Origin of the sequence: Lacinutrix algicola (assembly GCF_001418085.1) — a bacterium.
In the GTDB taxonomy this organism is placed as follows: Bacteria; Bacteroidota; Bacteroidia; order Flavobacteriales; family Flavobacteriaceae; genus Lacinutrix; species Lacinutrix algicola.
In genome coordinates this window covers 55,990-79,431 of sequence record NZ_LIQH01000044.1, presented here as the reverse complement: position 1 = coordinate 79,431, position 23,442 = coordinate 55,990, and the positions used below count along the sequence as shown (strand labels likewise).

21 protein-coding genes are annotated in these 23,442 nt (G+C 29.0%); all 21 read left to right on the top strand.

All coding sequences use genetic code 11. The features are described 5' to 3' along the window. On the top strand, window positions 1-778 hold a 778-nt coding region (locus ASC41_RS16200; protein WP_055437694.1), incomplete at its 5' end, for an IS3 family transposase. 40 nt (window positions 779-818) lie between these two features. Continuing rightward, the gene (locus ASC41_RS16195; protein WP_055437693.1) at window positions 819-1,778 is read left to right on the top strand and encodes a transglutaminase domain-containing protein; all 960 of its coding nucleotides are present in this window, start codon (window positions 819-821) and stop codon (window positions 1,776-1,778) included. A gap of 145 nt (window positions 1,779-1,923) precedes the next feature. Next, a complete protein-coding gene (locus tag ASC41_RS16190; protein WP_055437692.1) occupies window positions 1,924-2,721 on the top strand; it encodes a hypothetical protein in 798 nt (265 codons plus the stop codon). Between the two features lie 184 nt (window positions 2,722-2,905). Beyond that, window positions 2,906-4,252 (top strand): AAA family ATPase, encoded by a 1,347-nt coding sequence (locus ASC41_RS16185; RefSeq protein ID WP_055437691.1) that lies wholly within the window; start codon window positions 2,906-2,908, stop codon window positions 4,250-4,252. A gap of 3 nt (window positions 4,253-4,255) precedes the next feature. Then, complete coding sequence (locus ASC41_RS16180; RefSeq protein ID WP_055437690.1) at window positions 4,256-4,807, top strand: DUF4276 family protein; 552 nt, start codon at window positions 4,256-4,258, stop codon at window positions 4,805-4,807. A gap of 159 nt (window positions 4,808-4,966) precedes the next feature. After that, window positions 4,967-5,404, top strand: a complete 438-nt coding sequence (locus ASC41_RS16175) for a hypothetical protein (RefSeq protein ID WP_055437689.1) — start codon at window positions 4,967-4,969, stop codon at window positions 5,402-5,404. Window positions 5,405-5,718: 314 nt separating this feature from the next. Then, complete coding sequence (locus ASC41_RS16170; protein ID WP_055437688.1) at window positions 5,719-10,101, top strand: AAA domain-containing protein; 4,383 nt, start codon at window positions 5,719-5,721, stop codon at window positions 10,099-10,101. A gap of 323 nt (window positions 10,102-10,424) precedes the next feature. Then, window positions 10,425-11,240, top strand: a complete 816-nt coding sequence (locus ASC41_RS16165) for a hypothetical protein (protein ID WP_055437687.1) — start codon at window positions 10,425-10,427, stop codon at window positions 11,238-11,240. A gap of 150 nt (window positions 11,241-11,390) precedes the next feature. Next, window positions 11,391-12,419, top strand: a complete 1,029-nt coding sequence (locus ASC41_RS16160) for a toll/interleukin-1 receptor domain-containing protein (RefSeq protein ID WP_055437686.1) — start codon at window positions 11,391-11,393, stop codon at window positions 12,417-12,419. A 569-nt stretch (window positions 12,420-12,988) separates the two neighbouring features. Continuing rightward, on the top strand, window positions 12,989-13,861 hold the full coding sequence (locus tag ASC41_RS16155; protein WP_055437685.1) for a hypothetical protein: 873 nt from the start codon (window positions 12,989-12,991) through the stop codon (window positions 13,859-13,861). A 144-nt stretch (window positions 13,862-14,005) separates the two neighbouring features. Beyond that, complete coding sequence (locus tag ASC41_RS16150; protein ID WP_055437684.1) at window positions 14,006-16,024, top strand: RNA-directed DNA polymerase; 2,019 nt, start codon at window positions 14,006-14,008, stop codon at window positions 16,022-16,024. Window positions 16,025-16,212: 188 nt separating this feature from the next. Then, a complete protein-coding gene (locus ASC41_RS16145) occupies window positions 16,213-16,584 on the top strand; it encodes a transposase (protein WP_055434618.1) in 372 nt (123 codons plus the stop codon). Between the two features lie 35 nt (window positions 16,585-16,619). After that, entirely contained in the window at window positions 16,620-17,024 is a 405-nt protein-coding gene (locus tag ASC41_RS16885) for a hypothetical protein (RefSeq protein ID WP_055437683.1), read from the top strand. A gap of 8 nt (window positions 17,025-17,032) precedes the next feature. After that, window positions 17,033-17,434 carry an integrase core domain-containing protein gene (locus tag ASC41_RS16880; protein ID WP_055437682.1) on the top strand — a complete coding sequence of 134 codons (402 nt, stop codon included), beginning with the start codon at window positions 17,033-17,035 and terminating at the stop codon, window positions 17,432-17,434. Between the two features lie 51 nt (window positions 17,435-17,485). Then, complete coding sequence (locus tag ASC41_RS16130) at window positions 17,486-17,938, top strand: hypothetical protein (RefSeq protein WP_055437681.1); 453 nt, start codon at window positions 17,486-17,488, stop codon at window positions 17,936-17,938. A gap of 750 nt (window positions 17,939-18,688) precedes the next feature. After that, complete coding sequence (locus tag ASC41_RS16125) at window positions 18,689-19,198, top strand: hypothetical protein (protein ID WP_055437680.1); 510 nt, start codon at window positions 18,689-18,691, stop codon at window positions 19,196-19,198. A 192-nt stretch (window positions 19,199-19,390) separates the two neighbouring features. Further along, window positions 19,391-19,762: a transposase gene (locus ASC41_RS16120; protein ID WP_055434618.1), complete on the top strand. Its 372-nt coding sequence runs from the start codon at window positions 19,391-19,393 to the stop codon at window positions 19,760-19,762. Window positions 19,763-19,797: 35 nt separating this feature from the next. Then, entirely contained in the window at window positions 19,798-20,613 is an 816-nt protein-coding gene (locus ASC41_RS16115; protein ID WP_241489691.1) for an IS3 family transposase, read from the top strand. Window positions 20,614-20,663: 50 nt separating this feature from the next. After that, complete coding sequence (locus ASC41_RS16110; protein WP_055437678.1) at window positions 20,664-21,347, top strand: hypothetical protein; 684 nt, start codon at window positions 20,664-20,666, stop codon at window positions 21,345-21,347. A gap of 128 nt (window positions 21,348-21,475) precedes the next feature. Next, window positions 21,476-21,790, top strand: coding sequence for a hypothetical protein (locus tag ASC41_RS16105; protein ID WP_241489690.1), 315 nt, complete (start codon window positions 21,476-21,478; stop codon window positions 21,788-21,790). 900 nt (window positions 21,791-22,690) lie between these two features. After that, complete coding sequence (locus tag ASC41_RS16100) at window positions 22,691-23,392, top strand: hypothetical protein (RefSeq protein ID WP_055437677.1); 702 nt, start codon at window positions 22,691-22,693, stop codon at window positions 23,390-23,392. Window positions 23,393-23,442: the final 50 nt, after the last annotated feature.

Genomic DNA, 23,442 nt, shown 5'->3' with positions numbered 1-23,442 from the left:
TGCTTATTACAAGCATAAAAACAGAGCTGATAAGCGTTTAAACCTAGAACTACAGATTATTAATATCGTTAGAAAAAGACGCAAATCCCTTCCTAGAGAAGGCGTGAGAAAACTTGTAAAATCATTAAATGCAGATTTTAATAAAGCCAATATTAAAGTTGGTAGAGATACTTTATTTAATGTGCTTAGAAAAAATCAAATGCTGACACTTAGAAGGAAAACCAGTGCTAGAACTACGAACTCTTATCATCGTTTTTATAAATATAATAACATCATAAAAGACTTAGAAGTTACTAGAGCTAACCAAGTTTGGGTATCTGATATCACATACATTAGAACCATAAAGGGTTTTTGCTACCTGGCTTTAATAACAGATATGCATTCCAGGAAAATAGTTGGTTATGATATTAGTGATAGCTTGGAACTTAAAGGATGTGTGAGAGCGCTAAATAAGGCCATTTATCAAGCTAAAAGCATTAAACAACTTATTCATCATTCGGACAGAGGAATACAGTATTGTAGCAATGTATACACACAAATACTCAAAAGAAAAAAGATAGATATTAGTATGACCGAAGAAAATCATTGTTACGAAAATGCAATGGCAGAACGTGTAAATGGAATTTTAAAAGATGAATTTTATTTAGACCAGACCTTTGATAACGTGAGTCACGCTAAGAGAGCTGCAAAAAATGCGATTAATTTATACAATGAAGTAAGATTACATTTATCTTTAGATTATAAAACACCTAATATGGTATATAAATTATCAGCTTAATTCAATTTTAACCTGTAGCCATATTTCAGGACAAGACATTATGAAAAGAACAGTCTTTATAACATTTCTTAGTCTCTTTTTCATTAGTTCAGTCTTTTCTCAAAACGAATCTATAAAAGCGTTAATTGAAAAAACTAATGAATTGAATCTTGATATGTGGGACTTGACCACTTTTGCGGAGGAAAACATTAAGGATAAAGAAGAATTAGCGAAATTTTTCTACTATTGGATTGGCTCGAATATTCAATATGACGAAGAGACATTTTTGAAAACTATAAATGGAGAAATAAGTAATGAAGATTTTTGGAAAAGCCAAGATGAATCAGTTGTTTACAATAATAGAACAGGAGTTTGCGCTGGTTATGCGAATCTATACAAGTGGTTTTTGGAATGGGTCGATATAGAAACTGTTGTAGTATCTGGACATATTCGAGATTTAAGAAATCATTATGTTGAATTAGAAACTGATGATAGTTATAGACACGCTTGGAATGCTATTAAATTAAACGATGAATGGATTCTAATTGACACAACTTGGGGAACTTCTAAAGAAAAAGAAACCTCTGAGTTTTATTTTAACATTAAACCTGAATTGTCAATAATTACACATTATCCTGAAGATAGTAAATGGCAACTACTTAAAGAACCTCTAACTCTTGAAAAATTCAATAAATCTCAATTTGTTAAACCATTTTGGTTTATGATTGGGTTCACAGACACGCCAAAATTAATGTCTGACGAAGAATTTTATTATTTCACATTTCAAGATATTCCAAAAAACAAATGGTCAGTTGGCTTAAAATTAAGCTCTGACAATATTAATTTTGATGGAATAAGTGACATTAAAGTAATTGAACAAGATGGTCTTATTTATTTTCGCTTTAGTAAGGCTAAAATACCCAAAACAGCTTTTTTTAAAGTTAACTTAGTTAAATTTGAATATGTTGGAAATGACTATATGAGAACTGAACATAAAGATGTTATTAATTTTAAAATATAAGTAACTGGTGGCAACACCGTATATAATTTATTGCTTGTTCCGTGTTTGCTTACGAAAATCCTCGCGGATTTTCTATCCAGTTTCTATTTATTAACTTAGTTGCTTAAACACGCAACAAACCATATACAATCACGTTACCCACAATTTGAAAAAACTGCTAACCATAACATTTTTAACTCTGATTTTAACTTCTTGCGGGAATTTAGAAGAATCTAAACTGATTGCTGAATTTAGTGCAAAAGAAAGTTACCGAATTTGGACAACTGAAAAAAGAACAAACAAATCCGATTCAACATACTTTAATAGAAAATCATTTAATGCTTTCGACTCTAAAAATCGCCTAATAAATAGTAATAATTGGACATTTCATTATTTCAATGAAAATCGAATTGAAAAAACTAAATCTATTTATAAACGGAAAGGCAAAGGAGTTTCAAAAATTGATACACAAAATTATGTTTACAATAAAGATGGTTTATTAGAGTATATTATTGAGAAACGTGAAAAAGTTGACACTATAAAATCATTCAAATACGATTCCGAAAAAAATCTAATAGAAACCAAAACAAACTTCAGAACCATAACACAAGAATTTGAAAACGGAATTATTAAAAAAAGAATTGTTGCGGAACGAAATGCCAAACCTAAAACCTCTGAATTTAAATACGATTCCACAAATCAACCGATAATTGAGAATTGGGTTTTTAGTGGAAATCACAGAATGAAAACTAAATTCGAGTACAATGAAAACGGAACTCTTTTTAGAGAAATCGACAGTTCTTTTAATCAAGGAACAAACCCAAACGAATTTGTTGAGTTTATGACAGAATATAAGTATGATAAAAACGACTCGATAATTGAGATAATAAAATTAGGTAGAGTATTAAGCGAATCCGATTTTAAAGTACGAGGAAAGTCATTATTTGAAAGAAAAAAAGAATAAAAACTGTGGGTAACAACGTGTATAATTCATTGCTAGGCAATGATTACTTGTAAAATCCTTCGGATTTTCTTCTGGTTCGTTTCCTTTTGCTAAATTAGTTGCTGAAACACGCAACGATATCATACACGAACACGTTGGGTGTAATATAAGAATACCAAATATACATTAGTATAATACAAATAAAATGATAACAAAAATAGAAGTAGACGGATTTAAATCTCTCTCAGATTTCAGCCTCGATTTGAATACAGGACTAAATATCCTCGTTGGACCTAATGGTTCAGGAAAAACTAATATAGTTCTCTTTTTTGAATTCTTATCAAAATTAACAACTAACCAAGTAGGTAATGCTGTGAGTTCTATAGGTGGTGCTGGTTCTATTTATAAAAAAATAGGTGCTAATGAATATGAGCCAAATATTAAATTCAAAATATATGGTTCAAAAAATATTTCAAAAAGCAAAGCTATAACTTATGAATATAGTGCCACAATAACGACCTCATTCGAAAAAGACAATATCTACTATTCAAAACAAAACATTAGATATCGTTCTGGAACAAAATATTGGGCAAGTCCAAACGAAAAGAGTTATTCACCTAATAAATGGGATCTTATTTTAAATGTAGATACGTCTGAAAATGGTTCCTCATCAATTGAAATTGAAAAGATAAATAAGAGAAAAATTAAACCACGTTTTTATGACCCTGATGAAGGAAAAAAAACGATGGAAGAAAATATTATTGAATTAATTAAAAATTTTAATCCTTCTTTTAGAAACCTAATTGGATGCCTTTTCCCAATAATGGACGAAGTAGTTTTTAGCATTCATTCAGATTTAATTGGTGGCGAAACTTTTAATGTAGTTCCAAGTAAAGTTAAAGAAATTGAAGATGCAGCAACACCTCCAGGAATAAAAAAAGATGGATCTGGTTTAGCAACAACTCTTTATGCTATGAAGAAAAGCAAAAGTAAAAAAGGGGATTTACCCGATTTCTTTTTTTACTTGGATAGACAAGAGAAAAAATATGAACCAGAAACTTTAAAAAAAATTGTTTCATATCTAAAATTAGCAAATAGAACAATTACAAGTTTAGATGTTGAAAACGACCCATTTGACAATAAATTAATTGTTAAAATTTTTATTGAAACTGGTGAATATAACGCGGTTTTACCTCTTTCTGCAATGTCGGACGGAACGATAAAATGGTTGGCTTTGATTACAGCAATATTAACATCAAAAACAATCTTTTCTATTGAAGAACCTGAAAACTTTTTACATCCTTGGATGCAGGCAGAAATAGCAAATATTATGAGAAGCCATATTGCGAATAAGAAAGAACATTCATTTGTATTGATGACTACTCATAGTGAATCTCTACTAAATCATTCAGAACCAAATGAAATTGTTTTGGTAGATTTAGAAAATGGAAAAACTAATGCTAAACGAATTGAAAATATAGAATTAGTGAAGGAGGAAATCTCAAGTTCTGGTTTTGGTTTAGGTCACTTTTATTTTTCAGATTCATTATAATTTATGAGCAACCCAGCATTTATAGTAGATGGTTTTACAGAAAAACTTATTTTAGGTAAAATATGTCCAGGAAAACCAGTAAGAAGAACAGATTTAAACGGAAAATATGTAACAATTAAGGCTATCGCTAATAAAATCAGCAGTCTAATTCGTTTATTGAACAATAAGTATTATCCAATTATAATAGTAATTGATAGAGAAGACAGAGAGGAAAATTGTACAGAAATCATTAAAGAATTGAGACAAGAACTAACTGAAAAAGGTCACAAAAATGATGATATACGAATTAATGTTGCAGATAAAATGCTTGAAAATTGGATTTTAGCAGATTGGTCGGTAATAACTGAAACAGAAAAAAAACCTGAAATAACAGATGGATTAAGAGGTTCTTCTGTCATTAAAAAGCATAAAGGATCTTATGGAAAGACAACTGATGGTGTTGACCTTTTTACTAAAGCAAATCCGTCTATAATTTATAAAAATTCACCAAGTTTTAAAACTTTTATTGATTCGTTAGATGGAATAACTTGTGAATATAAAGAATTTGATAAATAAACAAATACTACACCCAACACCGTGTATAATTAATTGCTGGTTTTAGCCAATTTACGAAAGTCCTCGCGGACTTTCTATCTGTGCTTTATTTATTAACTTTAGTGCTTAAAACACGCAACTAATCATACACAACAACGTTGGCACCAATTTGAAAAAACGATGAAACGGATATTAATCTTTATAACTATAATCACATTAAGTTCTTGTAAAACCGACAAAACTAACAAGTTTGATACGAACGAAAAGAAAACTGAAAATGTGTTGAATTCTGAAACTCAAAAATCGGAAAACAAACTTATTGGAGATTGGGGAATTTATGTGCAAATTATGAATGGATTAGAAATGAATTGCAATGTTTGTCCTAGAATAGTATTTAATGACGCTAATTCTGCAACTTTGACTTTAGCTTCGGGAGAAAATGAGAATTATAAATGGAATAGTGAAAAAGGGATTTTGAGAATAGAATTTATTGGAGAAAATATGTCTGAACATTATTTAAAGAACTCGGAATACAAAATGAATTTCGACCAACGAAAAGAATATTTAGAACTGACTTTATCTTTGACTGAAAAAGAACAATATATATTAAGGAAATAAAAACTGGTGCCAACACCGTATAAAAATAATTGCGGTTTAGTGCTTAATCAAAGGTCGTTGCGTGTTTGTAACGTCTGATTTTCCTGCGGAAAATCCTCGCATACAAACCCGCAACTATTCTTATACATAAACGTTAGGTGCAAGCAGAAAAGCCAGCCGCACAAACAGCACATTTATTTTTTTGCCGACACATAAGCCAACGCAAAAAAAATAAAAGAGCTGTTTTTTGCCAACGCTCGAACAGAATAAGGAAAACAGTAAATCAAATAAAAAAAATGTCCGTATTTTAAACGACTGAAAGACAACAAAAAAATATGGAGATAACCGAAAAGCTACTGATTGAATTACAAAACCGACTTAAAGTTGGTAGCCGAAGAGGTGTTCACTTAAATGCAATTCCTGCTCGTTCAAGATATAAATTTGACTTAACTAGATTAACTCATATTGACGAAAACCTACCTAAAGATTTTATTAATTCATTATTAACAGAATTACCGCTTAAATTCAAAATAAGTTGGAAAGATAATGTTCCTGATTTAAATTCACTTTTTGAGGAAGACCAAACGCAATTGGTGAAAATCACAAAATCTTTTGAAAATTTAATTAATCAAACTGATGCAATTGAATCTGAAAAAGGAATAAACACTTTTGGATTTGGTTTTCCAATTCTTGTAAGACGTGACCAATCAGACAATAAATTAACGGTTGCTCCTATACTGATTTGGTCATTAAGAATAAAAAGAACAAAAGAATTTAATACTTGGGAAATTTTAAGAACAGAAGACGACCCAATTTACATCAATGAAGTTCTTATTAATCATTTACAAAATGATTCGAAAATTGAAATTAATCAAATTTCAACTGACTTTTTAGATGATGGTTTAATTGACAAAAACGAACTGTTGGACATTTGCGTAAATATTATTGAATCCATAAACACTTCAATTCCAGATAATCTTCGTGAAACTTTTGAAAAAAAACTTAATGACATAAAATCAATTCCTGAAAAGAAACATTATGAAAAACTACCGTTAACATCTAACAACTCTTTCATAGATTTTGGTGGCCTTTTTTCAATTTTTGAGGTTCAAAAACAAAATATAATTCACGATTACAGTAATTTACTTGAATTAAAAGGTGCAACCATTGACCTTGAAGATATGGAAGAACATACGTTTCAACCTATTTCATCAGTTGAAACTGACCCTTCGCAACAAGGTATTTTACATTCATTAAAAGCGTCTAGAAATATTTTAATACAAGGTCCGCCAGGAACAGGAAAAAGTCAATCGCTTACAGCAATTTTAGTTAACGCTTTAGAAAATCAAAAAAAGACAATTGTGGTTTGTGAAAAGCGAACTGCTCTTGAAGTACTTTACAATGCACTAAATGAAAAAGGGCTTAATTATCAATGTGTTTTATTAAAAGACATAGTTAAAGACAGAAGATTAGCAGTTGATTCTGTTAGAGATAGGGTTGATAACTCGTCATATAGAAGATATAGATATACTCATTCCAAAGAAACCTTAGATAACATAATTAACAAATCAAAAAGTTTAATTGATTCAATAAATAAACAACATAAAAAATTAGGTAAAAACTTAGTCGGCAATAAAAATTGGACTCACATTGTTGGTTCTTTATTATCAGAATTAAAAAACAATTCAGAAGAATACAATCTTGATTTAGATAAAGAAACATTCAATTATGAATCATCTGAACTCAATAAGTTACTTGAAATAATTAGAAAAGGTCAAAATTTATATGACGAATTTAAACCTCACATAAGCCTTTCTTTTATAAACTCAATAAAATTAGTTGGAGATAATCCATTTATAATAGAACAACAAATTGAAGAAGATTTTTCAATCTATAAAAAAGAACTCAAAACATTAATAGGTAACATTTCAAATTATGAAATAGAATATTATCAAATAAGAAATGAGCAATTACACTTGCAAAAAACTTCAATTAATGACATTGAAACTTCCATCCAAAATATTTTAAAAAAACACAAAGAAAACAATGACTTTTTAGATGAGGAAAAAGCAAATGGATTTTTATTCAAAACACTTTCACTTTTTTCAAAAGAAAAGAAAACTACAATTATTGACCAACAAACAATAAGCTCTCTTTTTGAAAACTATTCTTTAACAACAAAAAACAACAAGGATTTTGAAAATATTGACTTCATTAATTCTATTAAAGAAAATCAAGATATACTTAAGAACCATAAGTTAATAATTGAGCGAATTAATAATGAATTTCAATCTAAAATCGAAAATGAGTACAAATCACTAAACTTACTTAAATCAACTGAAAAGGAATTTGATACTGAACTATTACAATCAATAAGAATAAAATTTGGTGAATTAAAATCTAAAATCAAAGAGCAAAATTGGACAGTAAATGGACTGAACGGAGATTCTCAAAATAGATTAAGTTCTCAAATTCAGGCTCTAATTGATTCTAAAGAACATTTTTTCTCAAATGAAAACGACCTTTTCTCTATTGAGTTTAAGTGGTTTCAATTTTATAATTCTTTATCTACAGAGCATAAACTAATCATTGACCAATTAAAAGATAAAACAAATTGGAGAAAAACCTTTATGATTTTCTACCTGAACTCTATGCTTGTAAATTCTGCAAACATAAGTTTACCGACAAATGATAATGACCATATAGAATTAAGTAAATCTTTATCTGAACTTGAAAGTGAACAAATTAAATACATTAATGAATATTGGTATTCAAAACAAATAGATGCTACAAGAGATTTTAACAATAAACATCCAAATTTAGCAGTTGAAAATTTATATAACAAGAGAGCAGGGAAACGACACAAAAGATTGTCCTTACGTGAAATTGTTAAGTTAGATATTGATTTATTTACTACCTTTTTCCCTATAATTCTTACAACTCCAGATGTAGCAAGTAATCTTTTTAAAAATCAAAATCAATATTTTGATATTGTTATGTTTGATGAAGCTAGTCAGTTAAAATTAGAAGATAATTTACCTGCACTTTTAAAAGGAAAGCAGATTATTATAGCAGGTGACGAACACCAAATGCCACCTTCAAATTATTTTAGTAAAATATTTGATGGTGCAATTGATGATGAAGATGAATTTGAAGACGAGTTAGATAAAATTAAAAATGACATAAGTAATTCGCTTTCAGATTGCGAATCACTTCTTGATTTTGCATCTGAATTAGGCTTTGAGAAAAAACACTTAGATTTTCATTATCGTTCAAGGCACCCTTACCTTATCGATTATTCTAACTATGCTTTTTATAATCAGCGTTTAAAACCACTCCCTAATAGTTTTGAATATATTCCGATTAAATATATTCCAGTAAATGGAACATATTCAGATACTTCAAATGATTCAGAGGCAGAAACAATTTTATCAATTATCGATAAAAATATTTCAAGATTACCAAATGGAGAATACCCAACAGTTGGTGTTGCTACTTTCAATATTAATCAACGTAATCTAATTCTTGGAAAAATTAATGAACGAAGAAAATTTGAAAAATACAGCGATTTTAATGACAAAATAATTGAACTCGAAGAAAATGGATTTTTTGTTAAAAATTTAGAAAACATACAAGGAGATGAAAGAGATGTAATAATTCTTTCAACTACTTATGGTATAAATAAAGAAGGGAAATTTGCTCAACGCTTTGGTTCTATAAATCATCAAAAAGGATACAAGCTTCTAAATGTTATTGTTACACGAGCAAAATACAAAGTATATGTTTGTTCTTCAATTCCTGAAGATGTCTTTTTAAACTATAAAGAGCATTTAATAAATGAAGGCTCAAATAATAGAAAAGGTGCTTTGTATGCTTATTTAGCATATTCAAAAGCCGTTAGTGAAGAAGATAATGAAGCAAGAATTTCTGTATTAAATACACTTGCAGAAAACTCAACTAAAAGCACAACCATTGACAATCTAAATGAAGACCTTGAATCTCCATTTGAAGAAGAAGTATATGAAGCTTTAACGGAGCATTTTGATGAAAACAATATCATTCCTCAACTGCAATTTGCAGGCTTTAGAATTGATATGGTTTATGACACAAAACATATTGGATTACCTAAAATTGCAATTGAATGTGATGGTGCTACATATCATTCAAGCCAAGAAGCATATCTACACGATTTGCACAGACAAAAAATACTTGAAGGACACGGTTTTGTATTTCATAGAATTTGGAGTACAAATTGGTGGCGAAATCCACAAAAAGAAACAAGAAAATTAGTTGATTTTATCAAAAGTATTGAAAATAGTAATCCTTCAATTTTTGAAGATAAATCAAAAACAGGTTTAGCTTTTACAGACAATATAACGGTAATAGAAAACGAACTATCTAAAATATCTCCAAGCCTTCAAAAGGACTTAAAAGGAACTATTGAAGCTGTTAGTAATAAAGAAGATGTTCAAACAGAATTATTTAAAAAAACCATTGATATTAATAGTAAAGTAAGAGTGAAATATTTGAATATTGATAAAGATTTAAAAATTCATTTAGTAGAACAAACTATTTCAAAAGCAGAAAAATCAAATGGAATTCAGAAAATAAATATTAAAACGCCACTAGGAGTTGCTTTAAAAGGAAAATCTGTTGGAGACACTGTCAAAATAGGAGATTTAGATAAATATATTAGAATATTAGAGATTATGAATTAAGCCAACGCAAGTTCAAGCACATTTAAAGTTTGCTCGTGCCTCACAAATTTAAAAGAGCTTTCACGCCAACGCTAGCAAGTTTGCGGAAAGAAAAGCCAGACACCTAACAATGTATAAAAAACATAGGGCGTTTGTGCTCAACCGAAAGGTCTGTGAATATTAACTAAGTTCGCTAAATATAAAATTTGGCGTTTATAGAAGAAAAAATAAAAGCAAAATATTTATATTTAGCTAAGTAATAAACCGAAACGAAAGTGCTTATTTAATGCCCTACGTTTCTTATACTAGACGTTGTGCGCCATTAAAAAAAATCATAACTATAAATGAAAATTGAGAAATACAATCAAAAATTATTAGCCATTTTAGGAACAGTTGGAGTAATATTTTTAATAGTTGCTTTGATAGCATTTATTTCAATTACAATTATGGAATATCGCAGATACAGTCCAGAAGATATTGAAACTGGAATATTATCAGATGATAAAATTGAGAAATTACAAAAAGATAACAAAAGAGAACAAGTAATTTCATACGAAATACCAATTCTTATTGATACTTTAAAATCTGTTTATATTGTTCCTGTATCTCATAAAACTTTGAATGAAAAAGAAGACATAACAGGACTTTTAAATGCATTTACTTCATCTGAAATTGAACCATCAGACAAAAGGTATTCAGGTAGATATTATGGAGCTTATAATAATGTAATTGTGTATGATCCAAATATTGAAAATAATAAAAAAATATTTGAAAAAAGAGTGAATTTTAACGAAATAAATACTGAGTATTTTGACAATGAAATCTTTTTATTAATTAAGGCTTCCGAAAAAGACACGAACAAAGATGGAGTAATAAATTTAGAAGATTTTAAATCATTATATATCTACTCTTTTAAACAAAATAAACTGAAAAAAGTCGGAATTGAAGGAATGGATGTTTATGGTTATAATTTTATAAACAAAAGTAAAGATTTGATTATTATATTCGGAGTTGATAAAAATAAAGACGGAAAATTCAACGAATATAATGAACCAACATTAATCAAAAAATATGAATTCAAAAGCGGAAAATTAAATGATATTATAAATAGTAATACAAATTCTGAATTACAAAAAATGTTAGAAGGAACTAAAAAATAACGGCGCACAACACCGTATAAACTTTATTGCTGGTTTTGGCTCACTTGGGAAATTCCTCCGGAATTTCGCCGTTCGTACTTTATTTACTAAATTCACTGCTTAAACAACGCAACAAAGCTTATACAACAACGTTGTAGCCAATTAAAAAAAATGAGCAATAAAAGAAAAATTGTATTTATTTCATACTCTTGGGATTCTCAAGAACATCAAGAATGGGTTTTAAATTTTGCGAAAAATTTAATGGAAAAATTTGGAATTGAAGTCATTCTTGACCAATTTGAATTAAGCGCAGGAAAGGACTTAACTCACTTTATGGAAAGTTCTATTATTAAAGCAGATAAAGTATTAATAATATTAACTCCTAACTATAAAATAAAGGCAGAAGAAAGAAAAAGCGGTGTTGGATATGAGACATCAATGATAACTCAGGAAATTTTTGAATCACCAATTTCTAAAGTTAAATTCATTCCTGTATTGCGTGAAGGAAATTCGAACACATCTTCACCCAAATTTTTAAAATCAAAATTATATCATGAAATGAGTGATGATAGTTTATATCTTAATAAGGTATATGAATTATCAAAAATCATATATGATAAACCAATTATTGAAAAACCTGAATTAGGAGAAATTCCAGATTTTTCAAAAAAAGAATATGACCCAATTATAGATATTGCTAATTCAATTACAAGTGAAGAGAAATTGAATAATGAAATAAATTTTATTCTTGAATCTACTGAAGGTGTTGAACTGTTTCGGAAAGAAACACAAAGATTAAATCAGTTACTTAAAGAAAAAACTGAATTATATAAAAACAATACTCAAATTCAGTTTACCTACGAAAGTAATAATAGAGATTCTACAATAATCCATGCAAATGGATATTCTGTGAGTTTTTATTGGAGAAATGCCTATTCAAATTCAACCAGAGATTCTGTATTTACCATAAGAAATTGGAAAGGTTATATTAGAATTGACAATAGTGGTGTTTTTTATCCAGGTCAAGAACCAAAGACAGTTCGAGAAACCAAATATAATTTTGATTTAGAATATAATAAATCTATTGTTTGGAAACAAAATAATAAAAATATTCTCACAACTGAGGAAATTGTCCAAACCGCATTTGTTTATTTAATTGAAGAAATTAAAAAGGAGAAAGAAAAACAATTCAGAAAATAACTGGCTACAACACCGTATATAATTTATTGCTGGCTTCTCGCCTACTTACGAAAGTCCTCGCGGACTTTCTTGGTCGGTAATTATTTACTAAATTAGTTGCTTGAAACACGCAACAAACCATATACAACAACGTTGCCGTCCATTGCTCACTCGGCTCAAAAAACGGTAATTCACTCAAAAGTTAATAAAAATAAATAACGGTTTCCGATCCATTAATTGCGCAATCTTTGTGTACGACTGACCTCACTCCCACGCAATCTTTGTTAAACCGATTTACCAAGCTTTGCGTAACTGTTGAGCCGATAAAATAAAATGAATTCTAATTTATAATTACGCAATCTTTACTAATCCGATTTACCAAGCTTTACGTAACTCTTAAGCCGATAAAATAATTCCTGTAACGTACGGCAACATTGTATAAAAATAATGCTTAATTTAGTCCTTAAACAATGTAAGTGCTTCTTTTGCCAGCTTCTGATTTTCCTACGGAAAATCCCAGCAAGCAAAAACGCACTATCCTTATACGTAACCGTTAGCTGTAATTAAAAACCAATCTGAACTTAAATAAATTGAACAAAATAAAAACAGCTTTAAAGATATTTATAGGAACAATTATTGTTTTCGTCTCAATAATCGCGTTTGTCAATATTATAAATGATGATTTATATGGTAGATTAATTCAAACAAAAGACATTTCATCAAAAATTTATAATGAAAAGCCAAATATAACTTTAATCATTAAAAAATATTTAGTTGAGGAAAATTCGGTTGAGGCAACATTAGCTGTAACTTATAATCACAGTTCTATATTTAAAAAAAGTGAGAGTGATTCTATAAATTTAGTAGCAATATATTCAGATAGTTATTACTACAATCCAAGCGGAATAATTTTCAAATCTACGTTTAAGGATAATGTAAACAAACAAGATTATGGATATATGAATTCAGGATTTGAATCAAATACTTTTACAATACCTGTTGCACCAACGATAAATGGGTTTCCTTTTGATGATTTTCAAATAAGACACAATATTTCTCTTTTTATTAATAATAAATATTCTGAATTTAATTTAAAAGTTCAAAAAAGGATTCCAGGAAGATTACTAACATTTGAAAAAGGGAATAAACGAAATATCATTTTAACACGTTCAACTACAGAGAAAGCAACAATTGTTATTAGTTCCATTATTTTCTTATTTTTAACTTCTTTATTACTCTATGGATTTATTAAAACACCTAATGGGTTTAATACTGTAGAGGAACTAATAAGTATTGCAGGATATTTAATTGCAATCGCTGGATTTAGAGAAATAATAGGAGTTTCCAGAATAAATGGAACTGGAACTCTTGAAATTATAGTTATACTTATTCCTTTAATTTTACTATTTATTGGAATGATATATTCATTTAATAAAGGAAGGAAAAAAGATAACTACAGCTAACACCGTGTAAAATTAATTGCTGGTTTTAGCCAACTTACGAAAGTCTTTTCAGACTTTCTTGGTTAGTGTTTTATTTACTAAATTCACTACTTAAAACACGCAACTAATCTTACATACAAACGTTGGCAGTAATTTAAGAAAACAATGAACATTGAACATTTATTGAATAAAGGATTTTTCCCAAAAGAACTTCCACCATCATTTTTTACAGAATTATTTGGAAATGATTACACGCAAATATCAGCTTTAGTTGACTCAACACAAGCTAGTTTTTTATCGACATTATTACAAACAGTAAATGTAATGGCAGGATTAACTGACCCTGAAAAAGCAGAAGAAAGAGTTCGTTTAAAACAAATTTTCAGAAATAGATTAAATTTTTCTGATTGCAGTCAATACAATATACCAAAAAGTGGAATTGCTAGAAAAGGAATAAAAATTCCAAATCCAATTCACCAAGGAAAACTATCTCAATCAATTATTGATAATTATCCAGAAATAGAAAAACTATTTAAAGATTCAAAATTCTCAACAACAAAACCTGAATTAGAAACTGAACAAGAACAAGGAAAACGTTCAGTAAAACATAATGATTTCAGTTACTTTAAAGAATCAGGAATTATTAATTCTTTTAAATATGCTGTTCAACTAAAAACAGATATTGCAAAATTTTATCCTTCTATTTATACACATTCAGTTCCTTGGGTAACATTTGGAGGCAAAGATAAATATAAAAAAAATCGCACTTTAAATGATAGTGACGTACTTAAAGTTCGTAACATTTATGGAGATGATATTGATAATAGATTAATGTGGTGTCAAAATCAGCAAACAATGGGAATTCCTATTGGTCCTGATACTTCATTCATTATTGCAGAAATAATTGCTTGTCATTTAGACAAACATCTAGAAAAAAAATTAAAGTCAAAAAAAATAGATTTTCTAGGCTATCGATATTACGATGATTATGCCCTCTATTTTAATTCAGAGTTAGATGCACAAATTGGTCTTTCAGAATTGAAGAAAATACTAAATGATTTTGAATTAAAAATAAATGATGAAAAAACGGAAATTTCTAGAACTCAAGATGAATTAGAAAAACCTTGGGCACTTGCTATAAAATCATTCTATTTTAGACCTTCTGAAAATGGCCAAAAAGATGATATATGGAATTACTTTGCAATTGCATTTAGATATGCACAAGAAAATCCAAAAGATAGTGTTCTAAAATTAGCACTAAACAAGTTTAATTTCGTCCGAATTGAAGAAGATAATTGGGATTATTTTGAATCTCTATTATTCAGACTTGGTTTAATAGAAACAAGTTCTTTAAATAAGATTGCAAAATTGTTAGTTACTTATAAAACTTTAGTTTCAAAGAAACGACTAAAAGAATTCTGTTTTGAGATAATCAAACGGAATTATGAAAACCAACACGATTACGAACTAACTTGGTCACTTTGGTTATTAAATGAATTTAAAATACAGCCGACAAAGGGAATTTTTGAAATGATTTTTAATAGCAAAAGTGCTACAGCAAGTATTATAGGATTAGATTTATATAAACAGAATAATAGAATTAAATCCTTTGACTTTTCTTCAATTATAGAGTTAGCAACTACTGAAAATTTAAATAATAAAGAATGGCTTTTAGTTTACGAAGCAATATATAAAGATTGGATTCCCTCATTAACTAAATCCGTTATTCAAGAGCATTTCTTCTTTAATATATTAGAATCTAGAAACATACATTTCTATGACAACTTAAGAAAATTAGAACCTTTAAAAGTAGAAAGGTCTTATCTTAAAAAAATTGAAGCTAAACTCAAGCATATAACCAATTATATTTCAAAGAATAACTTTTCAAACACTGAATTAAAAAACGAGCTAATTGAGTTAAGTGAAAATTTAAATTTGACAGACTTGACACAAACAACTAATAGAGAAGAAATTCAAAAAAAACTTACAGATTCTGATTTAAAAATAAAGGAATTAATAGATAAAATAGAAGTAGTAAGACTCGAATTAACTCAATTCGAAAAGAAGAAACCATACTTTGTTGTTGGTAAAAGGCTTGAAGAATTATCTGAATTAACAACAAAAGAAATCGAGGCAGAAGCAAAACAAAATAAAGGATTGTTATTCGACCCGACTTATGAATAAAAAACTACTGCCAACACCGTATATAATTTATTGCTGGCTTCTCGCCTACTTACGAAAGTCCTCGCGGACTTTCTTGGTCGGTAATTATTTACTAAATTAGTTGCTTAAACCACGCAACAAACCATATACAACAACGTTGTGCATAATTATGACCCGTCCTGAAATAAGGCTACATAATTTTAAACATTATGTATAGAAATGACAAAGTAATTAGACGTTACAGTGAACCTTTTAAATTAAAAATCTTAGCCGAACTTACAATCGGAAAACACACAAAGAGTGAACTTTGTAAACTCTACTCTATTGCACCTACAACAGTAAATGTGTGGATTAAAAAGTATAATCGTAAAGACTTAATGAACACCAGAGTAAAAGTGGAAACAAAAGACGAAATATCTAGAATTAAAGCACTTCAAAAAGAGGTTGAACAACTTAAAAAACTACTACTTAAAAAGGATCTCGATGCTATGGTCCAGGATTGTTATCTGGAAGTAGCTGCTGAAGATCTTGGCTATAAATCAGTTAATGAACTAAAAAAAAAGCTAAGTATAAAGCCTTAAGTAAAGCCAAAAAGATATCTAAGGGATTTGCTACTTTGACAACTATAACCCATTGTTTTGGACTTAAACGTAATGCTTATTACAAGCATAAAAACAGAGCTGATAAGCGTTTAAACCTAGAACTACAGATTATTAATATCGTTAGAAAAAGACGCAAATCCCTTCCTAGAGAAGGCGTGAGAAAACTTGTAAAATCATTAAATGCAGATTTTAATAAAGCCAATATTAAAGTTGGTAGAGATACTTTATTTAATGTGCTTAGAAAAAATCAAATGCTGACACTTAGAAGGAAAACCAGTGCTAGAACTACGAACTCTTATCATCGTTTTTATAAATATAATAACATCATAAAAGACTTAGAAGTTACTAGAGCTAACCAAGTTTGGGTATCTGATATCACATACATTAGAACCATAAAGGGTTTTGCTACCTGGCTTTAATAACAGATATGCATTCCAGGAAAATAGTTGGTTATGATATTAGTGATAGCTTGGAACTTAAAGGATGTGTGAGAGCGCTAAATAAGGCCATTTATCAAGCTAAAAGCATTAAACAACTTATTCATCATTCGGACAGAGGAATACAGTATTGTAGCAATGTATACACACAAATACTCAAAAGAAAAAAGATAGATATTAGTATGACCGAAGAAAATCATTGTTACGAAAATGCAATGGCAGAACGTGTAAATGGAATTTTAAAAGATGAATTTTATTTAGACCAGACCTTTGATAACGTGAGTCACGCTAAGAGAGCTGCAAAAAATGCGATTAATTTATACAATGAAGTAAGATTACATTTATCTTTAGATTATAAAACACCTAATATGGTATATAAATTATCAGCTTAATTCAATTTTAACCTGTAGCCATATTTCAGGACAAGACATTAAAGAATACGAATGAAAAGAATATTTATACTGTTAATTTTAAGTCTTACAATTCAATATTCTTTTGGACAAGCTTGCGGAATATACATAATAAAATATGTTGGAAAAATAGAATCGGAATCTTCTAAAGTTGAAAAAATAAAGCTTCCTACTATAGAACACCTGTACAATTTTGAAAAAGAGGATTCGGAAAAATCATTTGTTATTGTTGAACTCAATGGAAATGAAATAAATAAAAAAATTATTTCTCCTCTGGGTTCTGTGTTTGAAAATTCAAAAAAATTAATGGATTATTTCAAAAGTAAAAGAGAAACTTTTCCAGTAACTATTGTCATCAACAAGAATGGAAAGGAAATAGAAATAACCAAGCACTTAAATTGGGAAAACATTGAAATAAAACTAATCGAAGATGATGGAATTGTAAAATCATTTGAACTGAATATAAAAACCATTGAAATAGAATAACTATGCACAACAACGTGTATAATTCATTGCTAGTTCTAGCCTGCTTGGAAATTCCTTCGGAATTTCCTCTGGTAAGTTTTCTTTTGTTAATTTAGTTGCTCAAACACGCAACGAAATCATACACAAACACGTTACAAACAATGAAGGAATTAGGTTTTAAAATTGTCTTTTAACACAAAACTCAAACTTCATTTTGTCAAAATAAAACAGAAAATATTATCTGACTTCTCTCCACCTCTATTCTTTTATAATTTTGAGTAATTGACTTTGACAGAACAGAACCTAAGTATTCTCTGAAATCCTGAACTATTCTTTGAATTTGAAATAAGGAATAAGGAATAAGGAATAATAATACGATTTCTCAATTTGACCGAACAAAACGTGAATAGGTCTTTTACCGAAAAAAAAACTGTTTGTGGAATTTGAAAAAGAAAGAATTGACAGAACAAAACGCGAATGGAAATTTGCAGAATATAATTCCCTTGAAAAAGATGCTAACGCAACCGAAAGGAAATTCGCTGGATGAGATACAAAACACTGTTTGTAACAATACCTATAATTAATGCGGGCATTTGTGTATATCTAAAAGTTTTGTGTATTTTTACTAAGTCCGTCAAATCATTTTGATTTGTCTTTGGACTGAAAAAAATAAAAACAAACAAAATGCTTTGCCTAAGTGCTAAACCGAAAGTCCGCTGACTTTCTATTCCCGCACTAACAATAGCTCAAGCGTTGGCAACAATTTAAGAAATGACGAAATACATTCAAATTTTTATAATTTTTTTGACATTATCTGCTTGCGGACAAAAAGAAACTGAAAAGAAAACATCAGAAAATATGAATGAAAAGTCTGCGGAATCGGAACAAAAAACTGAATCTGAAAAAGAGGAAAAATGGACTGATTCGAATGGAAACGTTTTCACCGAAAAAGGAAATGAAGTTTCTATAATTCCTGCCGAATACAATAAAACTGGAAAACTATACAAAGTGTTTATTTACAATGAAACTTCTGACGAAATCGGAATTATTGAAAACCTAAAAATAAAACCGAATGAGTTCCGAGTTTTTAACTTAAAAGACATTGATACACTTAAATTAGAAAATGGTGTGAAATTTATGTTTGGAGAAACTTATGGACTTGAAATTGAGGATAAACAATCTCAAGTTAGTGGTCTTGGAGGAAAATTTTTAGACGAATATAAAGTTCCTGATGATGCTGAATGGGCTTTTGTTATAGTTCCTGTAGGAAAAGGAGATTAAGAATAAAAACTGTTGCCAACACAGTATATAAAAAATTGCTGGTTTTGGCTAAACTTAAAGGTCGTTGCACGTTTGTTACGTCTGATTTTCCTTCGGAAAATCCTCGCGCACAAACACGCAACTTTCCATATACATAAACGTTGTGTGTAAGCTTGACCCGTCCTGAAATAAGGCTACATAATTTTAAACATTATGTATAGAAATGACAAAGTAATTAGACGTTACAGTGAACCTTTTAAATTAAAAATTTTAGCCGAACTTACAATTGGGAAACACACAAAGAGTGAACTTTGTAAACTCTACTCTATTGCACCTACAACAGTTAATGTGTGGATTAAAAAGTACAATCGTAAAGACTTAATGAACACCAGAGTAAAAGTGGAAACAAAAGACGAAATATCTAGAATTAAAGCACTTCAAAAAGAGGTTGAACAACTTAAAAAACTACTACTTAAAAAGGATCTCGATGCTATGGTACAGGATTGTTATCTGGAAGTAGCTGCTGAAGATCTTGGATATAAATCAGTTAATGAACTAAAAAAAAAGCTAAGTATAAAGCCTTAATTAAAGCAAAAAAGAAATCTAAGGGATTTGCTTCTTTGACAACTATAACCCATTGTTTTGGACTTAAACGCAATGCTTATTACAAGCATAAAAACAGAGCTGATAAGCGTTTAAACCTAGAACTACAGATTATTAATATCGTTAGAAAAAGACGCAAATCCCTTCCTAGAGAAGGCGTGAGAAAACTTGTAAAATCATTAAATGCAGATTTTAATAAAGCCAATATTAAAGTTGGTAGAGATACTTTATTTAATGTGCTTAGAAAACATCAAATGCTGACACTTAGAAGGAAAACCAGTGCTAGAACTACGAACTCTTATCATCGTTTTTACAAATATAATAACATCATAAAAGACTTAGAAGTTACTAGAGCTAACCAAGTTTGGGTATCTGATATCACATACATTAGAACCATAAAGGGCTTTTGTTACCTCGCTTTAATAACAGATATGCATTCAAGGAAAATAGTTGGTTATGATATTAGTGATAGCTTGGAACTTAAAGGATGTGTGAGAGCCCTAAATAAAGCCATTTATCAAGCTAAAAGCTTTAAACAACTTATTCATCATTCGGACAGAGGAATACAATATTGTAGCAATGTATACACACAAATACTCAAAAGAAAAAAGATAGATATTAGTATGACAGAAGAAAATCATTGTTACGAAAATGCAATGGCTGAACGTGTAAATGGAATTTTAAAAGATGAATTTTATTTAGACCAAACCTTTGATAACGTGAGTCACGCTAAGAGAGCTGCAAAAAATGCAATTAATTTATACAATGAAGTAAGATTACATTTATCTTTAGATTATAAAACACCTAATATGGTATATAAATTATCAGCTTAATTCAATTTTAACCTGTAGCCATATTTCAGGACAAGACATTTAACAGACCAATGAAAATAAAGCTAATTTTAATATTTTTATTTACTATTGTCCAAATTTCTTGGAGTCAAGATTGTGATTTTGAAATACGAAACTTGTCGAATATCCTCGAAGGAAATTCGGAACTTATTGACAAATCGGAATATGAAAAAATTGTTAGAATTTCAGAAAAATTTATTGATTTTAAGCCAAAGTCAGAATTTGAACTATCTAAAAAATATCCAAGAATTTTTAAACTTAAAGATTCTTGTTATACATTTTCAGCAAACCCAAATATTGGAATTGGAATAAAAAAACCTGAATTAAAAGCGTGTAAATATTTATTAGAGGAGAAAGGATATTCTAATTACGAATTTAAAGGAACTTATTGTGGAAATGCACTAATTGAGATTTCTGAATTTGAAGGTTGGGGATTTCTATCGATTGATTTGAAAAATGGACACACTTTTTCAACTATGGGAAAACCTTTAACTTCTCAAGGAGAAACAGCTATTTCATATTCAAATTATTATGGAGAAGAGGAAATTGCATTAACGGATTTAAAAACAAAGAAACAATATGTAATTGGAATTGAAGGTTGGACAACATTAGAATCAAAAGTTATTAAAAATAAATATTATTTAAAACTTGAATCTGATTTTCAAACAAAATGTAAAAAGGAAATGAAATATTTGAAAGTGGAAAGAAAAAACTAACCACAACACCGTATATAATTTATTGCTGGCTTCTCGCCTACTTACGAAAGTCCTCGCGGACTTTCTTGGTCGGTAATTATTTACTAAATTAGTTGCTTGAAACACGCAACAAATCATATACAACAACGTTGGCATTCATTGACGTGAAACCTAAAAAAGAACAAATGACAAATAATTTATCGAAAGTCAAATCAGAGATTGAAGAATACGCAAGTGAATCAAATTTGACTGAATTACAAGTTCTTGAAAAATTAAAAGACTTTTATTTTAATAAAAAAGTAACCGAGAATTTAAGACTTTATAAAAAAGGAAAGAAAAAAGTGAGCGAAATAACAAGAGACTTGAAAATCTCGCCACGAAAATTTTATGCTATTTTGGAAAAAAAGAAAATAGAACATACTAAATATAGTAAAACAGAAAATATCGAAGAACAAAACGAATAAAAAATCGAACAGTATTCTGAATTTAGCAAGTTTCGGAATTACAAACTCAATCGGAATTGAAAAAGTTTGCGGAATAAATAAATATCCGAATTTACTCAAATCCACGAAAAATAAAAAAACGAATTAAGCTGAATAAAAACAACGAAATGCCAACACAGTATAAACTTAATTGCTATTTATAGCTCACTTGGGAAATTCCTTCGGAATTTCGCCGTTCGTGCTTTATTTAGTAAATTCACTGCTTAAACGACGCAACTAAGCTTATACAAAAACGTTGCCATTCATTGCGGAACGCACTCAAACTCGAAAAAAATGAACAAATTAATAACAAATAGAAACTTGATAATTGTGAATTTTGCAATTGTATCTTACTTTATACTGATTGGGCTGATTAACTTTTATAAAATAGATTTTGTATTAATTGGAGTTTTTAGAGAAATGTTGACAATACCATTTCTTATTGCACAAATTGTATTTTTAGTCATCGGAATAAATTATTTAATAAAAAATCAAAAGAATTCCTTAATAATAATTAGCGTTTTATTATTAGCTATTTGTTCTATCATTACAATCGGAAGTTTCTTTTGAAATCGGATTTGAGCAAGTTGCGGAACAAAAACTCAAAAAACATCTGACTGACCAAAGCAATACGCAACTGTTGCGGCGGACTTATTAGCGAAACGCAAAAAAAATTTGACAACTGTCCAAAAATTTTAAGAAAAAAAACAACGAAATGGCAACACCGTATATAAAAAATTGCTAGTTTTATCCTAAACCAATGTCAGTTGCTTTGTTTGCTAGCTTCTGATTTTCCTTCGGAAAATCCTCGCACACAAGCACGCAACTTTCCATATACATAAACGTTGTAAAACATTTTAACACAAAACATAAATTAAAATCATGAAAAAAATTATTCTATTATTTTTAACTATTTCTCTAATGAATTGTAGTAGTGATAATACTACCCAATCTACTAATCAAATTATTGTAGATGAACCTATAGAAATGGTTTCCGAATTAAATAAATGGTATCAAAATGGCAGTTCAGAATGGCTAAATGGAGCTACAGCTACTATTGAAACCACAAGAAGGTACTTATTATACTTTTATGAAGGAGATACTCTTATTAATGGATTACAATATAAAAAAATGTACTATAAACAACTAGACTCAATTTTTAATCAACCTTTTTCTGGAGGCTCTAATCAATTTATATCAACATTTAATGATTTAAAATATATTAGTGCTATGCGACAAGATTCTGATTTGGTTTATAACATCTTTCGTAATCAAAATACAGAAGAATTATATGCAGATTTTAATATTAATCTTGGAGACATTTTAAATTATAGATGGAATGGAAATGATGAAACGGTTACTGAAATTGATTCAATAGAAATTGGCAGTAAATATATTACAAGGTATAAATTAAGCAATAATCAATATTTTTATGAAGGAATTGGAGCATCATATGGTTTATTTAAAGATTGGAGTGTTGGAATTGAAGGAGGAGAATATTTAAGCTGTTTTAAATATGATACTGATAAAATTGGAATAGAGGAAGGCTTTAATTCTCCAATTAATTATTGCCCTGAATATTAAACGTGTTACAACATAGTATATAATTTATTGCTAGTTTTTACTTGTTTACG

What these genes read in the sequence shown, in the direction of transcription:
- ASC41_RS16130 (WP_055437681.1), top strand. Translation starts at nt 17,486, where the DNA reads ATGAAAAGAATATTTATACTGTTAATTTTAAGTCTTACAATTCAATAT.
- ASC41_RS16145 (WP_055434618.1), top strand. Translation starts at nt 16,213, where the DNA reads ATGTATAGAAATGACAAAGTAATTAGACGTTACAGTGAACCTTTTAAA.
- ASC41_RS16170 (WP_055437688.1), top strand. Translation starts at nt 5,719, where the DNA reads ATGGAGATAACCGAAAAGCTACTGATTGAATTACAAAACCGACTTAAA.
- ASC41_RS16110 (WP_055437678.1), top strand. Translation starts at nt 20,664, where the DNA reads ATGAAAATAAAGCTAATTTTAATATTTTTATTTACTATTGTCCAAATT.
- ASC41_RS16195 (WP_055437693.1), top strand. Translation starts at nt 819, where the DNA reads ATGAAAAGAACAGTCTTTATAACATTTCTTAGTCTCTTTTTCATTAGT.
- ASC41_RS16180 (WP_055437690.1), top strand. Translation starts at nt 4,256, where the DNA reads ATGAGCAACCCAGCATTTATAGTAGATGGTTTTACAGAAAAACTTATT.
- ASC41_RS16120 (WP_055434618.1), top strand. Translation starts at nt 19,391, where the DNA reads ATGTATAGAAATGACAAAGTAATTAGACGTTACAGTGAACCTTTTAAA.
- ASC41_RS16185 (WP_055437691.1), top strand. Translation starts at nt 2,906, where the DNA reads ATGATAACAAAAATAGAAGTAGACGGATTTAAATCTCTCTCAGATTTC.
- ASC41_RS16165 (WP_055437687.1), top strand. Translation starts at nt 10,425, where the DNA reads ATGAAAATTGAGAAATACAATCAAAAATTATTAGCCATTTTAGGAACA.
- ASC41_RS16175 (WP_055437689.1), top strand. Translation starts at nt 4,967, where the DNA reads ATGAAACGGATATTAATCTTTATAACTATAATCACATTAAGTTCTTGT.
- ASC41_RS16150 (WP_055437684.1), top strand. Translation starts at nt 14,006, where the DNA reads ATGAACATTGAACATTTATTGAATAAAGGATTTTTCCCAAAAGAACTT.
- ASC41_RS16160 (WP_055437686.1), top strand. Translation starts at nt 11,391, where the DNA reads ATGAGCAATAAAAGAAAAATTGTATTTATTTCATACTCTTGGGATTCT.
- ASC41_RS16880 (WP_055437682.1), top strand. Translation starts at nt 17,033, where the DNA reads ATGCATTCCAGGAAAATAGTTGGTTATGATATTAGTGATAGCTTGGAA.
- ASC41_RS16100 (WP_055437677.1), top strand. Translation starts at nt 22,691, where the DNA reads ATGAAAAAAATTATTCTATTATTTTTAACTATTTCTCTAATGAATTGT.
- ASC41_RS16125 (WP_055437680.1), top strand. Translation starts at nt 18,689, where the DNA reads ATGACGAAATACATTCAAATTTTTATAATTTTTTTGACATTATCTGCT.